The 18337-nt window shown below is 63.1% G+C and carries 15 protein-coding genes; 9 read left to right on the forward strand and 6 right to left on the reverse strand.

Going from position 1 to position 18337, the window contains the following annotated elements; translation table 11 throughout:
• Positions 1 to 321 (reverse strand): B12-binding domain-containing protein (locus AC1DXU_RS21665; protein ID WP_477366070.1); only part of this gene is annotated, 321 nt, incomplete at its 3' end.
• A 266-nt stretch (positions 322 to 587) separates the two neighbouring features.
• On the opposite strand from AC1DXU_RS21665, the gene AC1DXU_RS21670 reads away from it, so the two are divergent.
• From AC1DXU_RS21670 to AC1DXU_RS21700, 7 genes are all read left to right on the forward strand, one after another.
• Positions 588 to 2162 carry a trimethylamine methyltransferase family protein gene (locus tag AC1DXU_RS21670; RefSeq protein WP_477247778.1) on the forward strand — a complete coding sequence of 525 codons (1575 nt, stop codon included), beginning with the start codon at positions 588 to 590 and terminating at the stop codon, positions 2160 to 2162.
• A 96-nt stretch (positions 2163 to 2258) separates the two neighbouring features.
• The gene (locus AC1DXU_RS21675; protein WP_477372274.1) at positions 2259 to 2930 is read left to right on the forward strand and encodes a hypothetical protein; all 672 of its coding nucleotides are present in this window, start codon (positions 2259 to 2261) and stop codon (positions 2928 to 2930) included.
• Positions 2931 to 3036: 106 nt separating this feature from the next.
• Entirely contained in the window at positions 3037 to 3774 is a 738-nt protein-coding gene (locus tag AC1DXU_RS21680) for a dienelactone hydrolase family protein (protein ID WP_477372276.1), read from the forward strand.
• Between the two features lie 96 nt (positions 3775 to 3870).
• Positions 3871 to 5049 carry a BaiN/RdsA family NAD(P)/FAD-dependent oxidoreductase gene (locus AC1DXU_RS21685; RefSeq protein WP_477372278.1) on the forward strand — a complete coding sequence of 393 codons (1179 nt, stop codon included), beginning with the start codon at positions 3871 to 3873 and terminating at the stop codon, positions 5047 to 5049.
• Between the two features lie 215 nt (positions 5050 to 5264).
• The gene (locus tag AC1DXU_RS21690) at positions 5265 to 5825 is read left to right on the forward strand and encodes an RNA polymerase sigma factor (protein WP_477372279.1); all 561 of its coding nucleotides are present in this window, start codon (positions 5265 to 5267) and stop codon (positions 5823 to 5825) included.
• A gap of 2 nt (positions 5826 to 5827) precedes the next feature.
• Positions 5828 to 7972, forward strand: a complete 2145-nt coding sequence (locus AC1DXU_RS21695) for a vWA domain-containing protein (protein ID WP_477372281.1) — start codon at positions 5828 to 5830, stop codon at positions 7970 to 7972.
• 257 nt (positions 7973 to 8229) lie between these two features.
• A complete protein-coding gene (locus tag AC1DXU_RS21700) occupies positions 8230 to 8508 on the forward strand; it encodes a hypothetical protein (RefSeq protein WP_477372283.1) in 279 nt (92 codons plus the stop codon).
• Positions 8509 to 8516: 8 nt separating this feature from the next.
• Here the strand turns inward: AC1DXU_RS21700 and bmt are convergent, their stop codons facing one another.
• Both bmt and AC1DXU_RS21710 read right to left on the reverse strand, forming a co-directional pair.
• Complete coding sequence (gene bmt / locus AC1DXU_RS21705; protein ID WP_477372285.1) at positions 8517 to 9533, reverse strand: betaine--homocysteine S-methyltransferase; 1017 nt, start codon at positions 9531 to 9533, stop codon at positions 8517 to 8519.
• 89 nt (positions 9534 to 9622) lie between these two features.
• Positions 9623 to 10465: a helix-turn-helix domain-containing protein gene (locus AC1DXU_RS21710; protein WP_477247795.1), complete on the reverse strand. Its 843-nt coding sequence runs from the start codon at positions 10463 to 10465 to the stop codon at positions 9623 to 9625.
• A 229-nt stretch (positions 10466 to 10694) separates the two neighbouring features.
• Between AC1DXU_RS21710 and AC1DXU_RS21715 the strand changes: the two genes are divergently transcribed.
• Together AC1DXU_RS21715 and AC1DXU_RS21720 are read left to right on the forward strand one after the other, a co-directional pair.
• Positions 10695 to 11705 carry a fatty acid desaturase gene (locus AC1DXU_RS21715; protein ID WP_477372287.1) on the forward strand — a complete coding sequence of 337 codons (1011 nt, stop codon included), beginning with the start codon at positions 10695 to 10697 and terminating at the stop codon, positions 11703 to 11705.
• An 81-nt stretch (positions 11706 to 11786) separates the two neighbouring features.
• Positions 11787 to 12614: a phosphate/phosphite/phosphonate ABC transporter substrate-binding protein gene (locus AC1DXU_RS21720; protein ID WP_477372289.1), complete on the forward strand. Its 828-nt coding sequence runs from the start codon at positions 11787 to 11789 to the stop codon at positions 12612 to 12614.
• On the opposite strand, the gene AC1DXU_RS21725 is transcribed toward AC1DXU_RS21720, so the two are convergent.
• The 3 genes from AC1DXU_RS21725 to AC1DXU_RS21735 form a co-directional block, all read right to left on the reverse strand.
• A complete protein-coding gene (locus tag AC1DXU_RS21725; RefSeq protein WP_477372896.1) occupies positions 12579 to 13934 on the reverse strand; it encodes a M24 family metallopeptidase in 1356 nt (451 codons plus the stop codon). The genes AC1DXU_RS21720 and AC1DXU_RS21725 overlap by 36 nt on opposite strands.
• Positions 13935 to 13939: 5 nt before the next feature.
• Positions 13940 to 16510 carry a GcvT family protein gene (locus tag AC1DXU_RS21730; RefSeq protein ID WP_477372291.1) on the reverse strand — a complete coding sequence of 857 codons (2571 nt, stop codon included), beginning with the start codon at positions 16508 to 16510 and terminating at the stop codon, positions 13940 to 13942.
• Positions 16511 to 16598: 88 nt separating this feature from the next.
• Complete coding sequence (locus AC1DXU_RS21735) at positions 16599 to 18176, reverse strand: trimethylamine methyltransferase family protein (RefSeq protein ID WP_477372293.1); 1578 nt, start codon at positions 18174 to 18176, stop codon at positions 16599 to 16601.
• Positions 18177 to 18337: the final 161 nt, after the last annotated feature.

Consider the following 18337-nt stretch of genomic DNA (forward strand, 5'->3'; position numbering starts at 1 on the left):
GCCGATCACCATCTTGCCCTGCTTGGGTGCGCCGGTGGCGGCGAGCAGCGGCCGCAGGATGAACATGCCGGCCTTCATCGCGTTGGCGGACAAAAGCACTTCGGGAACGAACAGGATGCCGTCTCGAAAATCCTCGCCGACGATGCGCATGCCTTCGACCAGCGCCTCGGTCAGCACCTTGTAAGGCACCCAGCCGCGCTCGAGCAGGATGTTGGTGCCTTCCTCGATCTCTTCCTTCAACCCGTCATACAGGTCGTCGTGCATCTGCTGCACCAACTCGTCGTCGGAAAGCTCGGAAAGGATGATCTCGTCGTCGGCCATTTTTTTGATTCAGCTCCCTGCCACGCGGATGCAATGCGAGGCCTCAAATATCATTTCAATACCTAACCCGCTACGGGCATCGATCCATAGCTGATTTGCGACTTCCCGCAAAAGGAAAGCGACTGGAAATCTATTGGTTTTCTTGTCGATTTTGCGACAGGCGTTGGCGCTGGCGGGCCGTTTCGAATAGGGTGCATGGCTACGATCCGGCCAGATGCCGCAAGACGCGGCCGCAACGGTTTTCAAGGTTTCAGGGAAGAACGATCATGAGTGAGAACGCGCCAGTCGATCAGGAAGCGTCAAACGCACGGCGCGGACGCGCTGCCAGCGGCGGCGCTGCTGCAAGGCGCGCGGCGCGTTCGGGCGGCGGCCCCGGCACCCAGCTCACCTACATCAAGCGCAAGATCAACGTCTATGAGGTGCTGAACGAGGAAGGCCTGGCGCTGATCGAGAAGAACACCGACACGGTGCTCGAAGAGATCGGCATCATCTTTCGCGACGACGCCGAGGCGCTGCAGCTGTGGAAAGAGGCCGGCGCCGACGTCAAGGGCGAGCGCGTGCACTTTCCCAAGGGCCTTTGCCGTTCGCTGCTGAAGACCGCGCCGCCCATCTACACCCAGCATGCGCGCAACGCCGAGCGCTCGGTGCAGATCGGCGGCAACGCCACGGTCTTCGCGCCGGTCTACGGCCCGCCCTTCGTGCGCGACCTCGACGGCGTCAGGCGTTACGCAACGATCGAGGATTTCCGCAATTTCGTGAAGCTCGCCTATATGGCACCGTCGATCCACCATTCGGGCGGCACGGTGTGCGAGCCGGTCGACGTGCCGGTCAACAAACGCCACCTCGACATGATCTACAGCCACATCAAATATTCGGACAAGCCGTTCATGGGCTCGGTGACCGCGCCGGAGCGCGCCGAAGACACCGTCGCCATGGCCAAGATCGTGTTCGGCGATGATTTTGTCGAAAACAACACCGTGCTGACCAGCCTGATCAACGCCAACTCGCCGATGGTGTTCGACGAAACCATGCTCGGCGCGCTGAAAGTCTATTCGCGCCACAACCAGGCCTGCATCGTCACCCCGTTCATCCTTGCCGGCGCGATGAGCCCGGTGACGGTCGCCGGCACGCTGACGCAGGTTCTGGCCGAAGTGCTGGCCGGTGCATCGTTCACGCAATTGATCCGGCCGGGCGCTCCGGTGCTGTTCGGCACGTTTGCCTCGTCGATCTCGATGCAGTCGGGCGCGCCGACCTTCGGCACCCCGGAACCGTCGCTGGTCTCCTATGGCGCGGCGCAGCTTGCGCGGCGGCTCGGCCTGCCGTTCCGCACCGGCGGCTCGCTCTGCGCCTCGAAGATCCCGGATGCGCAGGCGGCCTATGAAAGCGCCAACACGCTGAACTCGACCATCCTTGCGGGCACCAACTTCGTCCTGCATTCGGCCGGCTGGCTCGAAGGCGGGCTCGCCTCCTGCTACGAAAAGTTCATGATGGACATCGACCAGCTCGGCATGACGCAAAAGTTTTCCGAAGGCGTCGACCTGTCGGAAAACGGCCAGGCGATGGATGCCATCCGCCAGGTCGGTCCGGGCAGCCACTATCTCGGCTGCGACCACACCCAGGCCAATTTCCAGACCGCCTTCTACCGCTCCAACATCGCCGACAACAATTCCTATGAGCAGTGGCTGGCCGAGGGCGAGAAGACCGCGCCGCAGCGCGCCAATGAACTCGCCCGCCGCTGGCTGGAGACCTACGAGGCGCCTTATCTCGATCCGGGCATCGATGACGGGCTGAAGGACTACATCGCGACCAAGAAGGCGTCGATGGCTGACGCCTTCACTTGAAAGGAGCCCGAGTCAGGCGGGGCTAAAGTCGCCAACATCATCCACAAGGAAGTCTGGCGGAGCGCCTTCTCCGACCCGGACAAGAAGGGATGATCGTTGCGCGCCGTTGAGGAAATAGCGACGGCGCTTTCCGCCCACGGCCTTATCCTTCGCGGTGGCTTCAATTTCGCTGCGGGCGAAACGCCGCCAACCGGCCTCTCCGGCGCTCCGAGCAAATCCGTGCTGCTGGTGGGGCAGGCGGGTGCCGAGCCGTGGCCGCATTTCCTGCGCTGGCGGGAGAACCAACCACAGGCCAATCCGCTCGACACGTGGTCACGCGAAGTGATCGGGGCGGTAGCGCAGGATTTTGGCGCACGCACGGTCTCGCCGTCCGACAGGCCGTATCTGCCGTTCCAGCAATGGGCGATGCGGGCGGAGGGGCTGAAGCCGTCGCCGCTCGGCATTCTCATGCATCCGCAATACGGGCTCTGGCATGCCTATCGCGGCGCCCTGCTATTCGAGGACGAGATAGCACTTCCAGAACCTCGCGAGGTGATTCACCTTTGCGACGCATGTGTCGAAAAACCTTGCCTGAAATCCTGTCCGGTCGACGCCTATTCCGCGAATGGTTTTGCCTATGAGCCCTGCCGGGCGCATGTGCGGGGAGCGAATGGCGAACCGTGCCGCAGCGGTGGCTGCCTCGACCGCAATGCTTGTCCGTATGGCACGGCCTATCGCTATCCCCCTGGGGTCCAGGCCTTTCATATGGCGAGCTTTGCCGGCCTGTAGCTCGCCACCTCAACGCCGCACGAAATCTTGAACGCAAGGCTCAGGGAATGGCTTGCCCTGAGAACGCCCGCGGATATGTATCGCGCGACAGTCAACGGAGCGGGCAATGGCGAAGCAGGACATTGAGATCAAGACCAGCGACGGCGTAGCCAAAGCCGGGCTCTTCCGCTCGGGCGCCGCTTCCTCATCCAAGGCCGGCATCATTCTCTACATGGATGCCTTCGGTCCGCGACCGGCACTCGACCGGATGGCGGAGAGGCTTGCAGGCGAGGGCTATGCGGTGCTGGTGCCGGACCTCTTCTACCGCAATGCGCCCTATGGGCCGTTCGAGGCCAGGACCGCTTTTGTGGTGGAAGAGACCAAGGCCGCGCTGATGGCGTTGGTCCACGGCACGACGCAGGACATGACCATCCGTGACAGCGCGTCCTTCCTCGATGCGCTCAGTGCGCAAGGCGTCACCGGGCCGGTCGGCACTGTCGGCTATTGCATGGGCGGCGCCCGGGCATTGAATGCGGCTGCAACCTATCCCGACAGGATAAAGGCCGCCGCCAGCTTCCACGGCGGCAATCTGGCCGGCGACAATGCCGACAGCCCGCACCGCAAGGCGGCCTCGATCAAGGCGCGGGTCTATGTCGGCGTTGCCGGCGTCGACCGCAGCTTTCCGCCGGAGCAGTCGGCGCGACTGGCCGAGGCGCTGCGCGTGGCGGAAGTCGACCACGCCATCGAGAACTATGCCGGCATGGCGCATGGCTGGTGCGTGTCGGACCACAGCGTCTTCAACGCGACCGGCGCCGAGCGCCACTGGAAGCGATTGACGACGCTGTTTGCCGAGACGCTTGGCTGACTGTTGGTCTTGCCCGTTGGTTGCCTGACGCGGTAGAGGCAGAACCATTGGCGCGGCCGCCAGAATAGCGCCGGTCGAGCGGGAACGATTGGCCTGATGCAATCCTATGATGTGGTGGTGATCGGCGCGGGTGCCGCCGGAATGATATGCGCCATCGAGGCCGGCAAGCGCGGCCGTTCGGTTTTGGTGCTCGATCACGCGGCAAAGCCAGGCGAAAAAATCCGCATCTCGGGCGGTGGCCGGTGCAATTTCACCAACATCCACACGAGCCCGAAGAACTTCCTCTCGGGCAATCCGCATTTCTGCATCTCGGCGCTGAGCCGCTACACACAGCGCGACTTCATCGCGCTCGTCGAACGCCACGGCATCGCCTATCACGAGAAGACGCTGGGACAGCTGTTCTGCGATGGCTCAGCACGCCTGATCATCGATATGCTGGTCGAGGAAATGCAGGACCGCGGTGTCGAACTGGTGCTGTCGACCGAGGTCCGGGGTGTCGACAAAACCGGTGAGGGTTTTGTCCTGGCGCTCTCCACCGGCACGGTTGCCTGCCGGTCGCTGGTCGTGGCTTGCGGCGGCAAGTCGATCCCCAAAATGGGTGCGTCGGGCTTTGGCTACGAGCTGGCCACGCGGTTCGGCGTGGCCGTGGTCGAAACCCGCCCGGCTTTGGTGCCGCTTACCTTCGACGCGAGGACGCTCGAGCGGCTCGCGCCCTTGGCCGGCAATGCCGTCGATGCCGAAGTCGCTTGCGGCAAGACGCGGTTTTCGGAGGCGATGCTGTTCACGCATCGTGGCCTGAGTGGACCTTCCATCCTGCAGATATCGTCCTACTGGCGCGAGGGCGACGAGATCCGCATCGCCATGCTGCCCGGTGCGGATGTGGCCGAACTGCTTCGCGCGGCACGGCGCGTCAACGGCAGACAAGCGGTGCAGACGGCGCTGGCAAACCATCTGCCGAAGCGTCTTGCACAAGCGGTCGCCGAGCGCACCGGGATCGACGGCAATCTCGCCGATTTGACGGACCTGCAGATGAAAACCGTCGACGCCGCCGTCAACGACTGGCGCATCAAGCCCGCCGGCTCCGAGGGCTATCGCACCGCCGAAGTGACGCTTGGCGGGGTTGATACGAACGCGCTTGATCAGAAGACGATGCAGACGAAATCGGTGCCCGGCCTGTTTTTCATCGGCGAAGTGGTCGATGTCACCGGCTGGCTGGGCGGCTATAATTTCCAGTGGGCGTGGTCGTCGGGCTGGGTCGCGGGCCAGGTGTGTTGAGATTCAGGTGAGGCCGGCCTGCAAACGCCGGCTTTCTGCGCTTCCGGTGCTCACGTACTGAAGTACGCTCCGCTCCGGTTCTCGGAGCCCATAGCTCTCGGCTCGGCCTGACCTGAATCTCGACACACCTGGTGTGCGCTGAATTCGTGGCTTCCGAAAAAAATCTTTCCATAACCCCAAGGATTGGCCATTAGCCTTCGTCCAACAGGCAAATGATGGCGATGATGCTGGATGAAAGCGAAGCCTCCGACGCCGATCTGATCGGGCGGGCGAAGGGCGGAGACAGGGGTGCCTTCGGCAAATTGCTGGAAAGGCACTACAACTTTGTCTATCGCGCCGCCTATCGCTGGTGCGGAAAGAAGGCCGACGCCGAGGATATCGCCCAGGAAGTCTGCGTCCGGCTTGGCCGGGCGATCCGCGACTATCATGGCAGCGGCGCCTTCACGACCTGGCTCTACACCATGACGCTGAACGCGGCGCGCGACATGATGCGCAAGACCACGCGCGAAAACGTCAAGACCGAAGCCTACGGCGCCTACAGCATGATATCGGGCGAGGCCTCGGCCGAGCCCGAAGACCCGGCAGAGGCTCTGTGGGCGGCGGTGCGAAAGCTGCCCGACAAGCAGCGCGACGCGGTGCTGCTGGTCTATGGCGAAGGCTTGAGCCATGCGGCCGCCGCCGAGGCGATGGCAATCTCGGAGACGACGGTTTCCTGGCACATCCACGAAGCGAAGAAACGGCTGAAAGTGCTCATGCGCGCAGCCGGGGAAGTGTGACCATGGTCGACGACAACGAACTCAACAGGCTGCGCGACGCAGCAGTGCCGGCGCCGGACAGCGATGCAAAGGCCCGCGCCTTCACGGCCGCCATGCGCGCTTACGACATGGATGAAAAAACTTCACCTGCCACCCAAGGATCGGCTGCCGGGCTTCGTCTCACAGAGCGAGCACAAAAGCTCTGGAGCGAGATCATGCAAAAGAAACTTTACGCCACGCCGGCCATTGCCGGGCTCGTCGCCCTGCCGATCGCCGGATACGCCACCTTCCATATGCTGCAGGAGCAGCCTTCCAAATTCGCCGGGGACGAGAAGATCACCGAAACGCTGGCCGACAAACCCGCGACTAATGGGCCGGCGACCAACGGGCTGGCGACGGTCAAGCAGGAGCCTGTTGCCGAAGGCGACAAGCAGAAGAAGGCCGACGCCGACTTTGAAAGCCGTGACGTCAGCGTGGCCCTCGAGAAACCAGCCTCGCCGTCGAAATCCGAGTCGACCGTCGCCAGCGGCCAGGCGCAGGACGCATTGTCGCGTGGTGTCGTGTCCGAGCCGGCGCCTGCGCCCAGCGGCGAGTTCGCGCTGGATGGTGGTGCGAGCCAGCCCATGGCCGACAATACGGCGCGGATTGGCCGCGTGCAGGGCACAACAGCCGAATCCAAGCTGATGGCGCCGCAGCAGCCGTCGACCGCGCCGGCCGATCAGTTGTTGCCGCAAGAGGAAAACCACGACCGCGTCGAGGATTTCAAGACCAATCCGGTGCATGCAGCACTCGAAGATCCGGTCTCGACCTTCTCGATCGACGTCGACACCGTTTCCTATTCCTTCGTGCGCAGCTCGCTGAAGCAGGGCTACCTGCCGCAGGCCGACACGGTGCGCGTCGAGGAGATGGTGAATTACTTCCCCTATGACTGGAAGGGGCCGGACTCGGCATCGACGCCGTTCAACTCGACCGTCAGCGTCATGCCGACGCCGTGGAACACGCACACCAAGCTGATGCACGTCGCCATCAAGGGCTTTGACGTCAAGCCGGTCGAGCAGCCCAAGGCCAATCTGGTGTTCCTGATCGACGTCTCGGGCTCGATGGACGAGCCGGACAAGCTGCCGCTGCTCAAGTCGGCGTTCCGGCTGCTGGTTAGCAAGCTCAAGGCGGACGACACCATCTCGATCGTCACCTATGCGGGTGAGGCCGGCACCGTGCTGATGCCGACCAAGGTCACCGAGAAGGACAAGATCCTCAACGCCATCGACAATCTGTCGCCTGGCGGCTCGACGGCCGGCGAGGCGGGCATCAAGGAAGCCTACAAGCTTGCCCAGCAGTCCTTCGTCAAGGACGGCGTCAACCGTGTGATGCTGGCCACAGACGGCGACTTCAATGTCGGCCAGACTGATGATGACGACCTGAAGCGGTTGATCGAGAGCGAGCGCAAGACGGGTGTGTTCCTGTCGGTGTTCGGTTTCGGCCGCGGCAATCTGAACGACCAGATGATGCAGACCATCGCCCAGAACGGCAACGGCACCGCCGCCTATATCGACACGCTCGCCGAGGCCGAGAAGGTGCTGGTCGAGGATGCGTCGTCGACGCTGTTCACCATCGCCAAGGACGTGAAGATCCAGGTCGAGTTCAACCCGAACAAGGTCTCCGAATACCGCCTGATCGGCTATGAGACCCGGGCGCTCAACCGCGAGGATTTCAACAATGACCGCGTCGATGCCGGCGATATCGGCTCCGGCCATTCGGTCACCGCGGTCTACGAGATCACGCCCAAGGGCAGTGGTGGCGAGCAGATCGACCCGCTGCGCTATGGCCAGGCGACGGTGAACAATGGCGGCGTCGCCAATGCGGGCGAATATGCTTTCGTCAAGATCCGCTACAAGCTGCCGAACGAAGACATCTCGAAGCTGATCACCACGCCGGTGACCTCGGCCAACGAGGTGTCGTCCTTCGACGAAGCCAGCACTGACCAGCGTTTCTCCGTCGCTGTCGCCGCCTTCGGCCAGAAGCTGCGCGACGAGGATGCGACCGCGAAGTTCGGTTACGACAAGATCATGGAGATTGCCACTGCCGCCCGAGGAGCCGACCCGTTTGGGTACAGGTCAGAGTTCCTTTCGCTCGTGCGCCTTGCCTCGGCGCTCGGCGGCAACCGGTAGTGGCGATGACGGCCGGTTTCTTTCAGATGGGATCGTTCTGACACGGGAAACCGGCCTATGGGCGGGTGAGGCAGGCCGGCAAGGGTTCTTCCCTTGCCGGCCTTTTTTTGGCGCTGCGCGCCCGCATGATCCCGGGGAAAATCGGTTTCGATCTCGGCTGATGCGCTGAATCGTTAAATTGCGCGAGATTTCCGCCATGTGATCGCAATTTCCTCTTGCTAGGTAACAAGTCACGTTTGGGCTTGAGGGGGCCGCAATTGCTGATCAGGAACATCGCGACGACACTGCCATCGGCAAGGGATGTACAAGCGCCCGCGCCGACAGCGTCGCCCGAATCCCGGCGTATCATGGATGACGTCAATGCAGCCCGCCAGACCGCGATGTCGGCGCTGCACAACGACCGCTTCCGCGTCATGCTTGAGCAGATCACCGATCCCGGCACATCGGGTGCGTTGGTGACGATGGGCGGCGATGCCGACAGCGCCGCCACCGATTTCAACACGGCGCTGTCCCGTTACGCTGAAAACAGCGAATAGCCGAAGTGTCAGCCCCGGCTGCGACGCCGCTCGCGGCGGGCTTCGCTGGTCTCGGCAGTGTTTTCCGTCGCCACCTTGTTGCGCATCGGGCCGATGCGCTCGACGATCGCTGCAACAGTTGGCCGCTCCGCCTTGGTGTGTGCGTCGAGCGCCTTGCGCATCGCGGCAAGGTGCTGGAACGAGGTGCCGCAGCAGCCGCCGACGATCTTTGCGCCGGCATCGACCGCCAGCCTGACATAGTCGGCCATCAGCTCCGGCGTGCCGGAATAGTGGATCTCGGTGCCGCGAAATTCCGGAATGCCGCAATTGCCCTTGACGATTACCGTCGCCTCCGGCTTGGCCTCGGTCATGTCGAGCAGCGAGGCCAGGATGTCGGAGGCGCCGACGCCGCAATTGGCGCCGACACCAAGTGGGCGTTGCGAAAGCCCATCGACGACGCCGTGGATATCTTTTGGCAACAGCCCCATCATGGTGCGGCCGGCAGTGTCGAAGGAACCGGTATAGGTGTAGGGCAGGCCGACGCGGATGGCGGCTTCGGCGGCAGCGCGGATTTCGTCCGGCGCCGACATGGTTTCGATCCAGGCGACTTCGGCGCCGCCTTCCTTCAGGCCTTCGATCTGTTCGGCAAAGGCATCGACCGCCTCGTCATAGGTCATGGCGCCGAGCGGCACCAGCAATTCGCCGGTCGGGCCGACCGAGCCGGCGACGATGACTTTTCTGCCGGCCTTGTCGGCAACGGCGCGGGCGATCTCGGCGGCGCGCTTGTTCAGTGCATGAACGCGGTCCTGCGCATGGTGCAGCTTCAGCCGGTGGCGGGTGCCGCCGAAGGAATTGGTCAGGATGATGTCGGCGCCGGCATCGACGAAATTCTGGTGCAGGCTGGTGATGGTGTCGGGCGCGGTCTCGTTCAGCAATTCGGGCGCTTCGCCGGCCTCGAGGCCCATGGCGAACAGATTGGTGCCGGTGGCGCCATCGGCCAGCAGAATGCCCTTTTCGGCAAGCAGCGCGTCAATCGGGTTGGTCATGATGGAAAACGCCTTCCGGACATCTCTATTGAGATAAGGATATAAAGAACTCTTTATGTCTAGTCAATGTCGACGGGCGCAACCGATGGTCAAAATCGCATTTCGGCCAGCTTGTGCGCGAAGCCGGCGGCTTCATGCGCATTGATGTCGGCGGCGCGGATCAGATTGTCGAAATGGCGAGTCAGCGTCTGGATCGGCTGGGTCGCGTTGAGCACCAGATACATATCGCCGACATAGATCGCGGCGCGATAGGGCCCGAAAATGGTGTAGGGGATCGAATAGCGCATCCGCCCGTCGTAGAGAAACAGACGGAAGGTGGGATAGAGGTCGTCGAGCAGCGTCGCCATGTGCAGAAGCTGCTGGTGGCGGTCGGCCTCCGGGAAACGATCCCACACACCCAGACCGCGCGCAAAAATCTCCAGCGTGTGGCGCGGCATGCAGACTTCCATGTCGGTTTCCGGCCGCCGGTTGTAGTCGATGCGGTATTGCGTTTCGCCGGCCTGCGCCTCACGGCTCTTGTTGGTGATGCCGGCTTCGTACTCGACCAGCGCCTCGGTGCGCAAAAGGTCAGGAATGCCGGCCGGCACGTAGCGGATTTTGGTGCCGGCGGCCTCCGAATGCCATCTGGCCAGCAAGGTGCGGTCGAAGCCGCCGGTGGCTTCCTCGATCTCCAGGCTCTCGCGGATTTCGCCGGTGACGCCTTCGTCCTGGCTGAGGCCGAGCAGCCAGTCGAGCGACACCTTGAACTCGGCGGCGATGTTGAGCAGCGTTTCGGCGCGGGGCAGGCGGGTGGAAGCGCCCGATAGCAACTGCGACAACGCCGAGCGGTCGATGCCGACCGCGGCCGCGAAGGCCGACTGGTTCAGGTCGGACCTTGTCAGGAGCATCTTCAGGCGCTCGCGAAAGATCGTCGACAGGTCACGCTTGTCCATGAGCTTTGCCTCAGCTGTTGGAGGAAAAATTTGCGCCGAAGCTGCCGGGACCGCGCCTCAGGCGTAAATGAATCCCTAAGCTTGTTTACAATAGATAACATATGCGGCTTAAAATGCGCAATCGCAACAGTTTGTGCGCTTTGTCGCGTTGCAGCAACCCAAGGCTCCTGACACAATGCTGTCAGGAATCAAAAATGGTTCCGGCGACTGAAAGGCAGTGGTCGATCGCATGGCAAGCATGGGTAAGAGACGAAGCGGCGCACCGGCCATCGAATGGCCGACCGTGGTTCTCGCTTTCTTCTGTTACGGACTATGGCTGGTCACCGGCTTTTTGATCTGGCCTTCGTATCCGCTTTTGGCACTTGCCATTCTGGCCTTCACGGCCGCACTGCAATCCTCAATCATGCACGAAGTGCTGCACGGTCATCCGACCCGCAACGCGCAGCTCAACGAAGCTTTCGTGTTCCTGCCGATCGGCTTGGTCTGGCCGTTCCGCCGCTTCAAGACCATCCATCTGCGCCACCACGCCGACGAACGGCTGACCGATCCGCTGGATGATCCCGAGAGCTACTACCAGGCGCTCTGGCAGCATGACGATTTGCCGCCGCTGATGAAATTCCTGCTCAAGATCAACAACACCATGGCCGGCCGCTTTGTGCTTGGCCCGTGGCTGTCCTGTGTCGGCTTCTTCATCGACGACGCCAAGCTGATGGCTGCCGGCGACAAGGCGATCCGCAAGGCCTGGCTGCTGCACGCCATCGGCCTCGCCATCGTGCTGCCAATCGTGCAGTTCGGATTCGGCATTCCGCTGTGGCTTTACATCCTGGTGCCGGTCTGGCTCGGCCAGTCGCTGATCTCGATCCGCACTTTTGCCGAGCATCAGTGGTCGGAACATCCGGAGGGACGCACGGTGATCGTCGAGCGCTCGCCACTGTCCTTCCTGTTCCTCAACAACAATCTGCATTTCGTCCACCACAAGAGCCCGACGGTGGCCTGGTACCGGCTGCCAAAGCTGTTTCGCGACCGCCGCGACGAATGGCTGCGGATGAACAATGGCTATGCCTATCCGAACTATTTCGCGCTGATCAAGGCTTACGCCTTCAAGGCGAAGGAGCCGATCGTGCATCCGGTGCTGCGGCGCCAAGCCGAGCCGGGCAGGGCGTTCAAGCCGCGCGTCAGGGCGCGCAGCATCAGCGGGCTTGGCAGTGCGCCGGTTCCCGCCGAGCCGCCCAAGGAATAATTTCAAGCGTCCGGGATCGGTGTCGGCGAATTCTGATTGGACGCCGCGTCCTTTCCTAAGACATGATGATTGAGTGTCGGCATGAGTGAATTGGTTGCAGCGTTGCCTATGTATGACTGGCCCGAAGTGCGCGGCGAGGTCGACGCGCAATGGGCACGCTTGCGCGAGGCCTTCCGGCAAAAAGGTGTCGACGCGCCGCAGACCATCGCGCGCCGCAATGGCGATCTGCCGCCGGTGCCGGGCGGTATCAGGGATGCTGCCGGTGCATTGGTCGCGCCAGATCCCGCGACCCTGCCGCCGGACGAACTCGACTATCACAAACTTTGGCTGCATCCGGCGCTGTTGTTCGCGCAGACCTGCTGGGGGCCGATGGAGCTTGGACTGTCCAGGCATGTGCAGGTCGTCGGCCAGCCAAGCTACGACGCTTACGAGGGTGGGCAAGGCGAGCTTTATTCGAGCGCGCTGATGATGCGGACAGGCGAGGGGCCGGAGGCTCGATCGCCCGCCGATGGCAGCCCCTTCCTCCCGCTTGATCTGATCCGCGGCAAGCGCTTCACCTTCAACAGCCGCGATTCGATGTCAGGCTTCATCGGGCTAACGCGCGACCTGGAGACGCTGGGCGAAAGCCTCGATGTCTTTTCGTCGCGCAGCGAAAGCGGCGGCCACCGCGGCTCGATCGTCGCCGTCGCCGAGGGCAGGGCCGATGTCGCGGCCATCGACTGCGAGAGCTGGGCGCTGGCGCAGCGTTTCGAACCGGCCGCGCAAAAGGTGATGGTCGTTGGCTGGACGGCGCGGCGCAAGGGCCTGCCGTTCATTACAGCCGCAAGGACGCTGGAAAAGACGGTCCGGGCAATGCGCGAAGCGCTTGCCGGATTAGCCGAGCAGCCTCGCATCCAGCGGGTAGGTTGAGAGCTGCTCGTTGCCGGTTTCAGTGATCAGGATCTGCTCCTCGATCTTGACGCCCTCGCGCCCGCCGAGCCTGCCGATATAGCTTTCCACACACAGCACCATGCCCGGCTCCAGCACGCCATCGGGCGTGTCTGACGTCCAGTCGCTGGCATGCGGCAGCGTCGGATATTCGTCGGCCAGTCCGACGCCGTGATAGAGCACGCCGTAGCGCGTCGGGAAGCAATCTCCAGGCGGCACCGCCGAGCGTTCGACGAGGTCGCGGAAGGATACTCCGGGCTGCATCAGTTCGGTGTTGTGGGCGATCTGGTCGGCAGCAATGCGGAACAGGTCGCGCTGCTCGTTCGACGGGTTCTTGTCGCCGCAAAGCCATGTGCGCGACAGGTCGGCACAGAAGCCGTAGGGGCCGATCAGGTCGGTGTCGAAAGCGACAAGATCGCCGGCTTCAATCTTGCGCGACGAGCATTCCTGAAACCAGGGATTGGTGCGCGGGCCTGACGACAAGAGCCGGGTCTCGATCCACTCGCCGCCGCGGGCGATGTTGCCACGATGCAGTTCGGCCCAAAGTTCATTCTCGGAAATCCCCGGCTTCAGCGCCTGCTCCATCTCGCCCATCGCCGCCTCGCAGGCGACGATCGCCCGGCGCATGGCAAGGATTTCGTGTGGAGATTTGATCAGCCGCGCGTTCTCCATCACCGCTTCGCCATTGCCGATGGAAACACCAAGACGGGCGAGTTCCTCGACGCCTTCCGGATTGAGATGGTCTACCGCAACGCGGCTGTTGCCGCCGCCATGTTCCCTCACCAGGTCGGCGATGCCGGCGGCCCAGCGCCGTACCTTCTGTTCGGTCAACTCGCCGCCGTAGAGATACATCCACGACACCGCCGGTCGCACTTCGTCGACAACGCCGGAATGATCGGACAGGTGCTCGCAGGAGAAATAGTCGAACAGCACCACCGGACCTTCGGCGGCGACGAAACAATGCCGCGTCGGATTGTGCGCCACCCACAGCTGCATGTTGGTGGAATCGGTGGCGTAGCGGATGTTGACGGGATCGTAGAGCAGGGCGCCGGCGTAGCCGCGCCGCTTCAGCTCAGCGCGGATGCGCTCCAGTCGGTACTTTCGCATCGCCGGCAGATCGGGAGCGGTAATGCCTGCCGCCGACCATTCCGCTTCAGCCTGGGCACCGTAGCCAAGCACATGCTGGTTGAGCGAGGCCGCCTTCTGGCGAGAGTCCTCGCGCAACGCCTCGATCGAGCCTGATACAAACGGCATGATCTTGCGATGGCGGCCGAAGCTCCCCTTTGGCGCCTCGCTGTGCATGACGCTCAAGTCCGCATCTTGTCGCCGCTCGGATCGAAGGGCGGCTCGACGTTGATGCGGGCCGGCCGCCGGTGGCCGAGGATTTCGATCTCGAACAGGCCGGCGGTCTCGTTCTCGGCAAGCGCTGCCGGCACATAGCCTTGTGCCATCGATTTTTGCACATAGTGCGCGTAGCCGCCCGAGGTCACCCAGCCGACCACGCGCCAGTCGCCGTCGACGATACCGCGCACGGCGGATGCGCCTTGTGCAGCCTTGGAGCCGCGTATTTCCTTGCCTGACGTGTCGAAGCGTGGCGCGCCGTAGCCATGCGGCTTTTCCACCGTGCCATAATCCTTGCTGACCTTGGCCCAGATCGGCTCGTCGCCCATCACATCGGCATCGGCGGCATCGACGATGAAGGAGACACGGCGCAGTTTTGGCCCTTCCGCCTGTTCCTTGGCGGCAGCTTCGCGGCCGATGAAGTCGTTCTTCTCGAGCTTGATGAAGCGGTCCATCGCGCCTTCGAACGGCCCGTAGATCGGCCGCAACTCGCGGAACCAGGTCGGGAAGTTCTTTTCCAGGCGCATCGACAGCAGAGCGCGCATGCCGAAATCGACGAGGCCAAACTCTTCGCCGGCGTCCTTGATCTCCTTGTAGACGAGGCGTTGATAGGCCGGCGCCATCCAGATCTCGTAGCCGAGGTCACCGGTGTAGGTGATGCGGTTGACCAGGCAAGGCGCGCCGCCGACCGCCATCTCGCGGAAATCCATGAAGCGGAAGGCCTTGGTCGAGATGTCGACATCGACCAGCTTCTGCAGCAGGTCGCGCGATTTCGGACCGGCGATCGACAGGCCGACCAGCGTCTGGTCGAAGCGGTGAATGCGTACCGACCCATCCCTGGGCAAATGCTTCTCGAACCAGCGCATATGGTACTTTTGCGCCGCCGACGAGCCCCAGATCATGAAGCGGTCTTCACCGGCCTTGGCGATGGTGAAGTCGCCGATCAGCCGGCCGAATTCGTTCAGCATCGGCGTCAGCACGATGCGGCCGGTCTTGGGCATGCGGTTGGTCATCAGACGGTTGAGGAAGTCCTCCGATCCCGGGCCTGACACCTCGTATTTGGCGAAGTTGGCGATTTCGGTGACGCCGACCTTTTCGCGGGTGGCGCGCACTTCCTCGCCGATCGGCCCAAAGTCGTTGGAGCGGTGGAAGGAGACGACGTCCTTAGGTTCCTTGCCCTTCGGTGCGAACCAGAGTGGGGTCTCGAGACCCCAGGAGTCGCCCATGACGGCGTTGTTGGCCAGCATCGTGTCATAGAGCGGCGTCGTCTGCGCGGGCCGAGCGGCGGGCAGTTCCTCGTTGGGGAAGCGGATGGAGAAACGCCGCGAATAATTTTCGCGCACCTTGGCGTTGGTGTAGCGCAGGCCGGCCCATTCGCCGAAGCGAGCCACATCCATGCCCCAGACGTCGAAGCCGGGATCGCCATTGACCATCCAGTTGGACAGCGCCAGACCGACGCCGCCGCCCTGGCTGAACCCGGCCATCACGGCGCAGGCGCACCAGAAATTGGTCAGGCCCTGCACCGGGCCGACCAGCGGGTTGCCGTCAAGCGCGAAGGTGAAGGGGCCGTTGATGATCTGCTTGATGCCGGCCTTTTCGATGCCGGGGAAATGCTTGAAGCCGATCTCCAGCGACGGCGCGATGCGGTCGATATCGGGCTGCAGCAGTTCATGCCCGAAATCCCACGGCGTGTTGACCGGCGACCACGGCTTGCAGGCCTTCTCGTAGGTGCCGAGCAGGATGCCGTTGCGCTCCTGGCGGGTGTAGATCTCGCCCTTGAAATCGAGCACACCGATCATCTCGCGGCCGGTCGACCTGTTGAATTCCTCGACCTCCGGCATCGGTTCGGTCAAAAGATACATGTGCTCCATGGCCAGGACTGGCAGCTCGACGCCGACCATGCGACCGATCTCGCGCGCCCACAGGCCGCCGCAGTTGACGACGTGCTCGGCCTTGACCGTGCCTTGCTCGGTGACGACGTTCCAGGTGCCGTCAACCTCCTGCGTCAGCTCGACGACGCGGTTGCGCAGCACGATCTCGGCGCCCAGCTTTTTCGCCGCTTTGGAGTAGGCGATCGTCGTGCCGGACGGATCGAGATGGCCCTCGACCGGATCCCACATGGCGCCGACGAAATTCGTCTCGTCCATCAGCGGGAACATCGCCTTGGCTTCCGACGGCGTGATCAGTTCGGTGTCCATGCCGAGATAGCGGCCCTTGGCGTGGGCAAGGCGCAGGAAGTCCATGCGCTCCGGCGTATCGGCCATCATCACGCCGCCGGTCAGATGCAGCGAGCAGGACTGGCCGGAAAGCTCCTCGATCTCCTTGTAGAGCTGCACCGTATAGGCCTGCAACTTGGCGACGTTGGGGTCGCCGTTCAGCGTGTGGAAGCCACCGGCCGCATGCCAGGACGAGCCGGAGGTCAGCTCCGAGCGCTCGATCAGCATGATGTCGGTCCAGCCGGCCTTGGCCAGGTGATAGAGCACCGAGCAGCCAACGACACCGCCGCCGATGACAACCGCTTTTGCATGAGATTTCATGAAGATAAGTCCGTTTTTGCGTAGATTGATTCAGATGGTTGGTCGGCGGCGAGCAGCGCCGGAGTCAAAATCCATCGCTGCGTGTCGGTCAAAAATCGGTCGGCGCGCCGCCTTCGGAGCGGCGCTTGGCGACGAAGGCGTTGAGTTCTTCGCGGATGGCCGGGTCCATGTAGGGCTCTTCGTAGGACGCCAGCCGCTCCTTCCAGACGCGGTTGGCCTTTTCGAGCGCTGTGGGTGAGCCTGCTTCCGCCCAGGTCTCGAAATTGCGCCAGTCGGAAATGATCGGCGAATAGAAGGCGGTCTTGTAGCGGTCCTGCGTGTGCTGGGTACCGAAGAAATGGCCGCCGGGGCCGACGGACTGGATGGCGTCGAAGCCGAGCGCCTCTTCGGAAAGGTCGAGCGGGGTCAGGAATTCCGCCACCATCTGCAGGAGGTCGATGTCGACGATGGTCTTTTCGTAGGAGCAGCGCAGGCCGCCTTCGAGCCAGCCGGCCGCATGCATCATCAGATTGCCGCCGCCCTGGATGGCGCCCCACAGCGAGAACACGCTTTCATAGGCGGCCTGCGCGTCGACCGTGTTGGCGGCGCAGGTGTTGGAGGTGCGGTAAGGGATGTTGTAGCGGCGGGCAAGCTGGCCGCCGACGAGCTGCGCCTTCATGTATTCCGGCGTGCCGAAGGCCGGTGAACCGGACTTCATGTCGACATTGGAGGTAAAGCCGCCATAGCCGACGGGCGCGCCCTTGCGCACCATCTGGGCAAAGGCAATGCCGGACAGCGCCTCGGCATTCTGCTGCACCAGCGCGCCGGCAATGGTGACCGGCGCCATGGCGCCCGACAGGGTGAACGGCGTCACCACGACGACCTGACCCTTGCTCGACATCTGGATGATGCCTTCCATCATCGGCACGTCGAGCTTGAGCGGCGAATTGGTGTTGATGATGGTGAAGACGGACGGCTCTTCGAGCATCTGCTCGTGGCTGATGCCGCGCGCGATCCTGGCGATCTCGATACCGTCGACATTGCGCTCCTTGCCGAGTGAATAGATGTGGAACACCTTGTCGGTGAGCACGCTGAGATCGCGAATACATTCGAGGTGGCGGACCGACGGATGGATATCGGTCGGCTCGACCGGATAGCCGCCCGTGCAGTTCAGGATGTTGTGCATCTGCGCAAGCTTGAGGAAGTTGCGGTAGTCCTGCTGGTTGCCGGGCCGGCGGCCGCGATCGATGTCGGAGCAGTTGGGCGCCGACGCCATCATCGAAATGATCAGATTGTTGCCGCCGAAGCGTACATTGTGCGCCGGATTGCGGGCATGGATGGTGAATTCGGACGGGCAGTTCGAGACAAGGTCGAGGATCATGTCGCTGTCGAAGCGCACCCGCTCGCTGCCGTCGCGGACGTCGGCGCCGTGCGCCTTCATGATGCGGCGGGCCTCGTCATGCAGGACGTCGACGCCGATTTCCCTGAGCACGCGCAGAGAGGCGAGGTGGATCGATTCCAGTTCGTCGTCCGAGACCAGCCTGGTCGGCGTCAGCGGGTTTCTCAGCTGCCGGAACGCCGGCTGCTCGAAGGCGGCCGAGCCGCCGGCGCGCTTGCCCGCACGGCCACCGCGACGGGCGCGGTCGGTTGCCAAGGGCGGTTCGGCTGGATGCAGGGCAGCGGTCATGATGGTCCTCGTACAATGCGGGTAGCGGGCGGCATAATGGACCGGCTGACTTCAGGCCATTGCGGAGGCGGCGACCACTAGGGCGAGGGAAGCGACATGCCGGAACGGCAGGTTGCAACAGTCTCAATCGACTGGATGACCGATTTTGCGATCTTGAGGGC

The sequence above is a fragment of the Mesorhizobium sp. P3_A10 genome (genome assembly GCF_056403175.1).

Excerpts from the sequence above, each read along its gene's own strand:
- AC1DXU_RS21715 (WP_477372287.1), top strand. The coding sequence starts at position 10,695 with ATGGCAAGCATGGGTAAGAGACGAAGCGGCGCACCGGCCATCGAATGG.
- AC1DXU_RS21725 (WP_477372896.1), bottom strand. The coding sequence starts at position 13,934 with ATGCACAGCGAGGCGCCAAAGGGGAGCTTCGGCCGCCATCGCAAGATC.
- AC1DXU_RS21720 (WP_477372289.1), top strand. The coding sequence starts at position 11,787 with ATGAGTGAATTGGTTGCAGCGTTGCCTATGTATGACTGGCCCGAAGTG.
- AC1DXU_RS21695 (WP_477372281.1), top strand. The coding sequence starts at position 5,828 with ATGGTCGACGACAACGAACTCAACAGGCTGCGCGACGCAGCAGTGCCG.
- AC1DXU_RS21670 (WP_477247778.1), top strand. The coding sequence starts at position 588 with ATGAGTGAGAACGCGCCAGTCGATCAGGAAGCGTCAAACGCACGGCGC.
- AC1DXU_RS21730 (WP_477372291.1), bottom strand. The coding sequence starts at position 16,510 with ATGAAATCTCATGCAAAAGCGGTTGTCATCGGCGGCGGTGTCGTTGGC.
- AC1DXU_RS21685 (WP_477372278.1), top strand. The coding sequence starts at position 3,871 with ATGCAATCCTATGATGTGGTGGTGATCGGCGCGGGTGCCGCCGGAATG.
- AC1DXU_RS21735 (WP_477372293.1), bottom strand. The coding sequence starts at position 18,176 with ATGACCGCTGCCCTGCATCCAGCCGAACCGCCCTTGGCAACCGACCGC.
- AC1DXU_RS21680 (WP_477372276.1), top strand. The coding sequence starts at position 3,037 with ATGGCGAAGCAGGACATTGAGATCAAGACCAGCGACGGCGTAGCCAAA.
- bmt (WP_477372285.1), bottom strand. The coding sequence starts at position 9,533 with ATGACCAACCCGATTGACGCGCTGCTTGCCGAAAAGGGCATTCTGCTG.
- AC1DXU_RS21690 (WP_477372279.1), top strand. The coding sequence starts at position 5,265 with ATGGCGATGATGCTGGATGAAAGCGAAGCCTCCGACGCCGATCTGATC.
- AC1DXU_RS21710 (WP_477247795.1), bottom strand. The coding sequence starts at position 10,465 with ATGGACAAGCGTGACCTGTCGACGATCTTTCGCGAGCGCCTGAAGATG.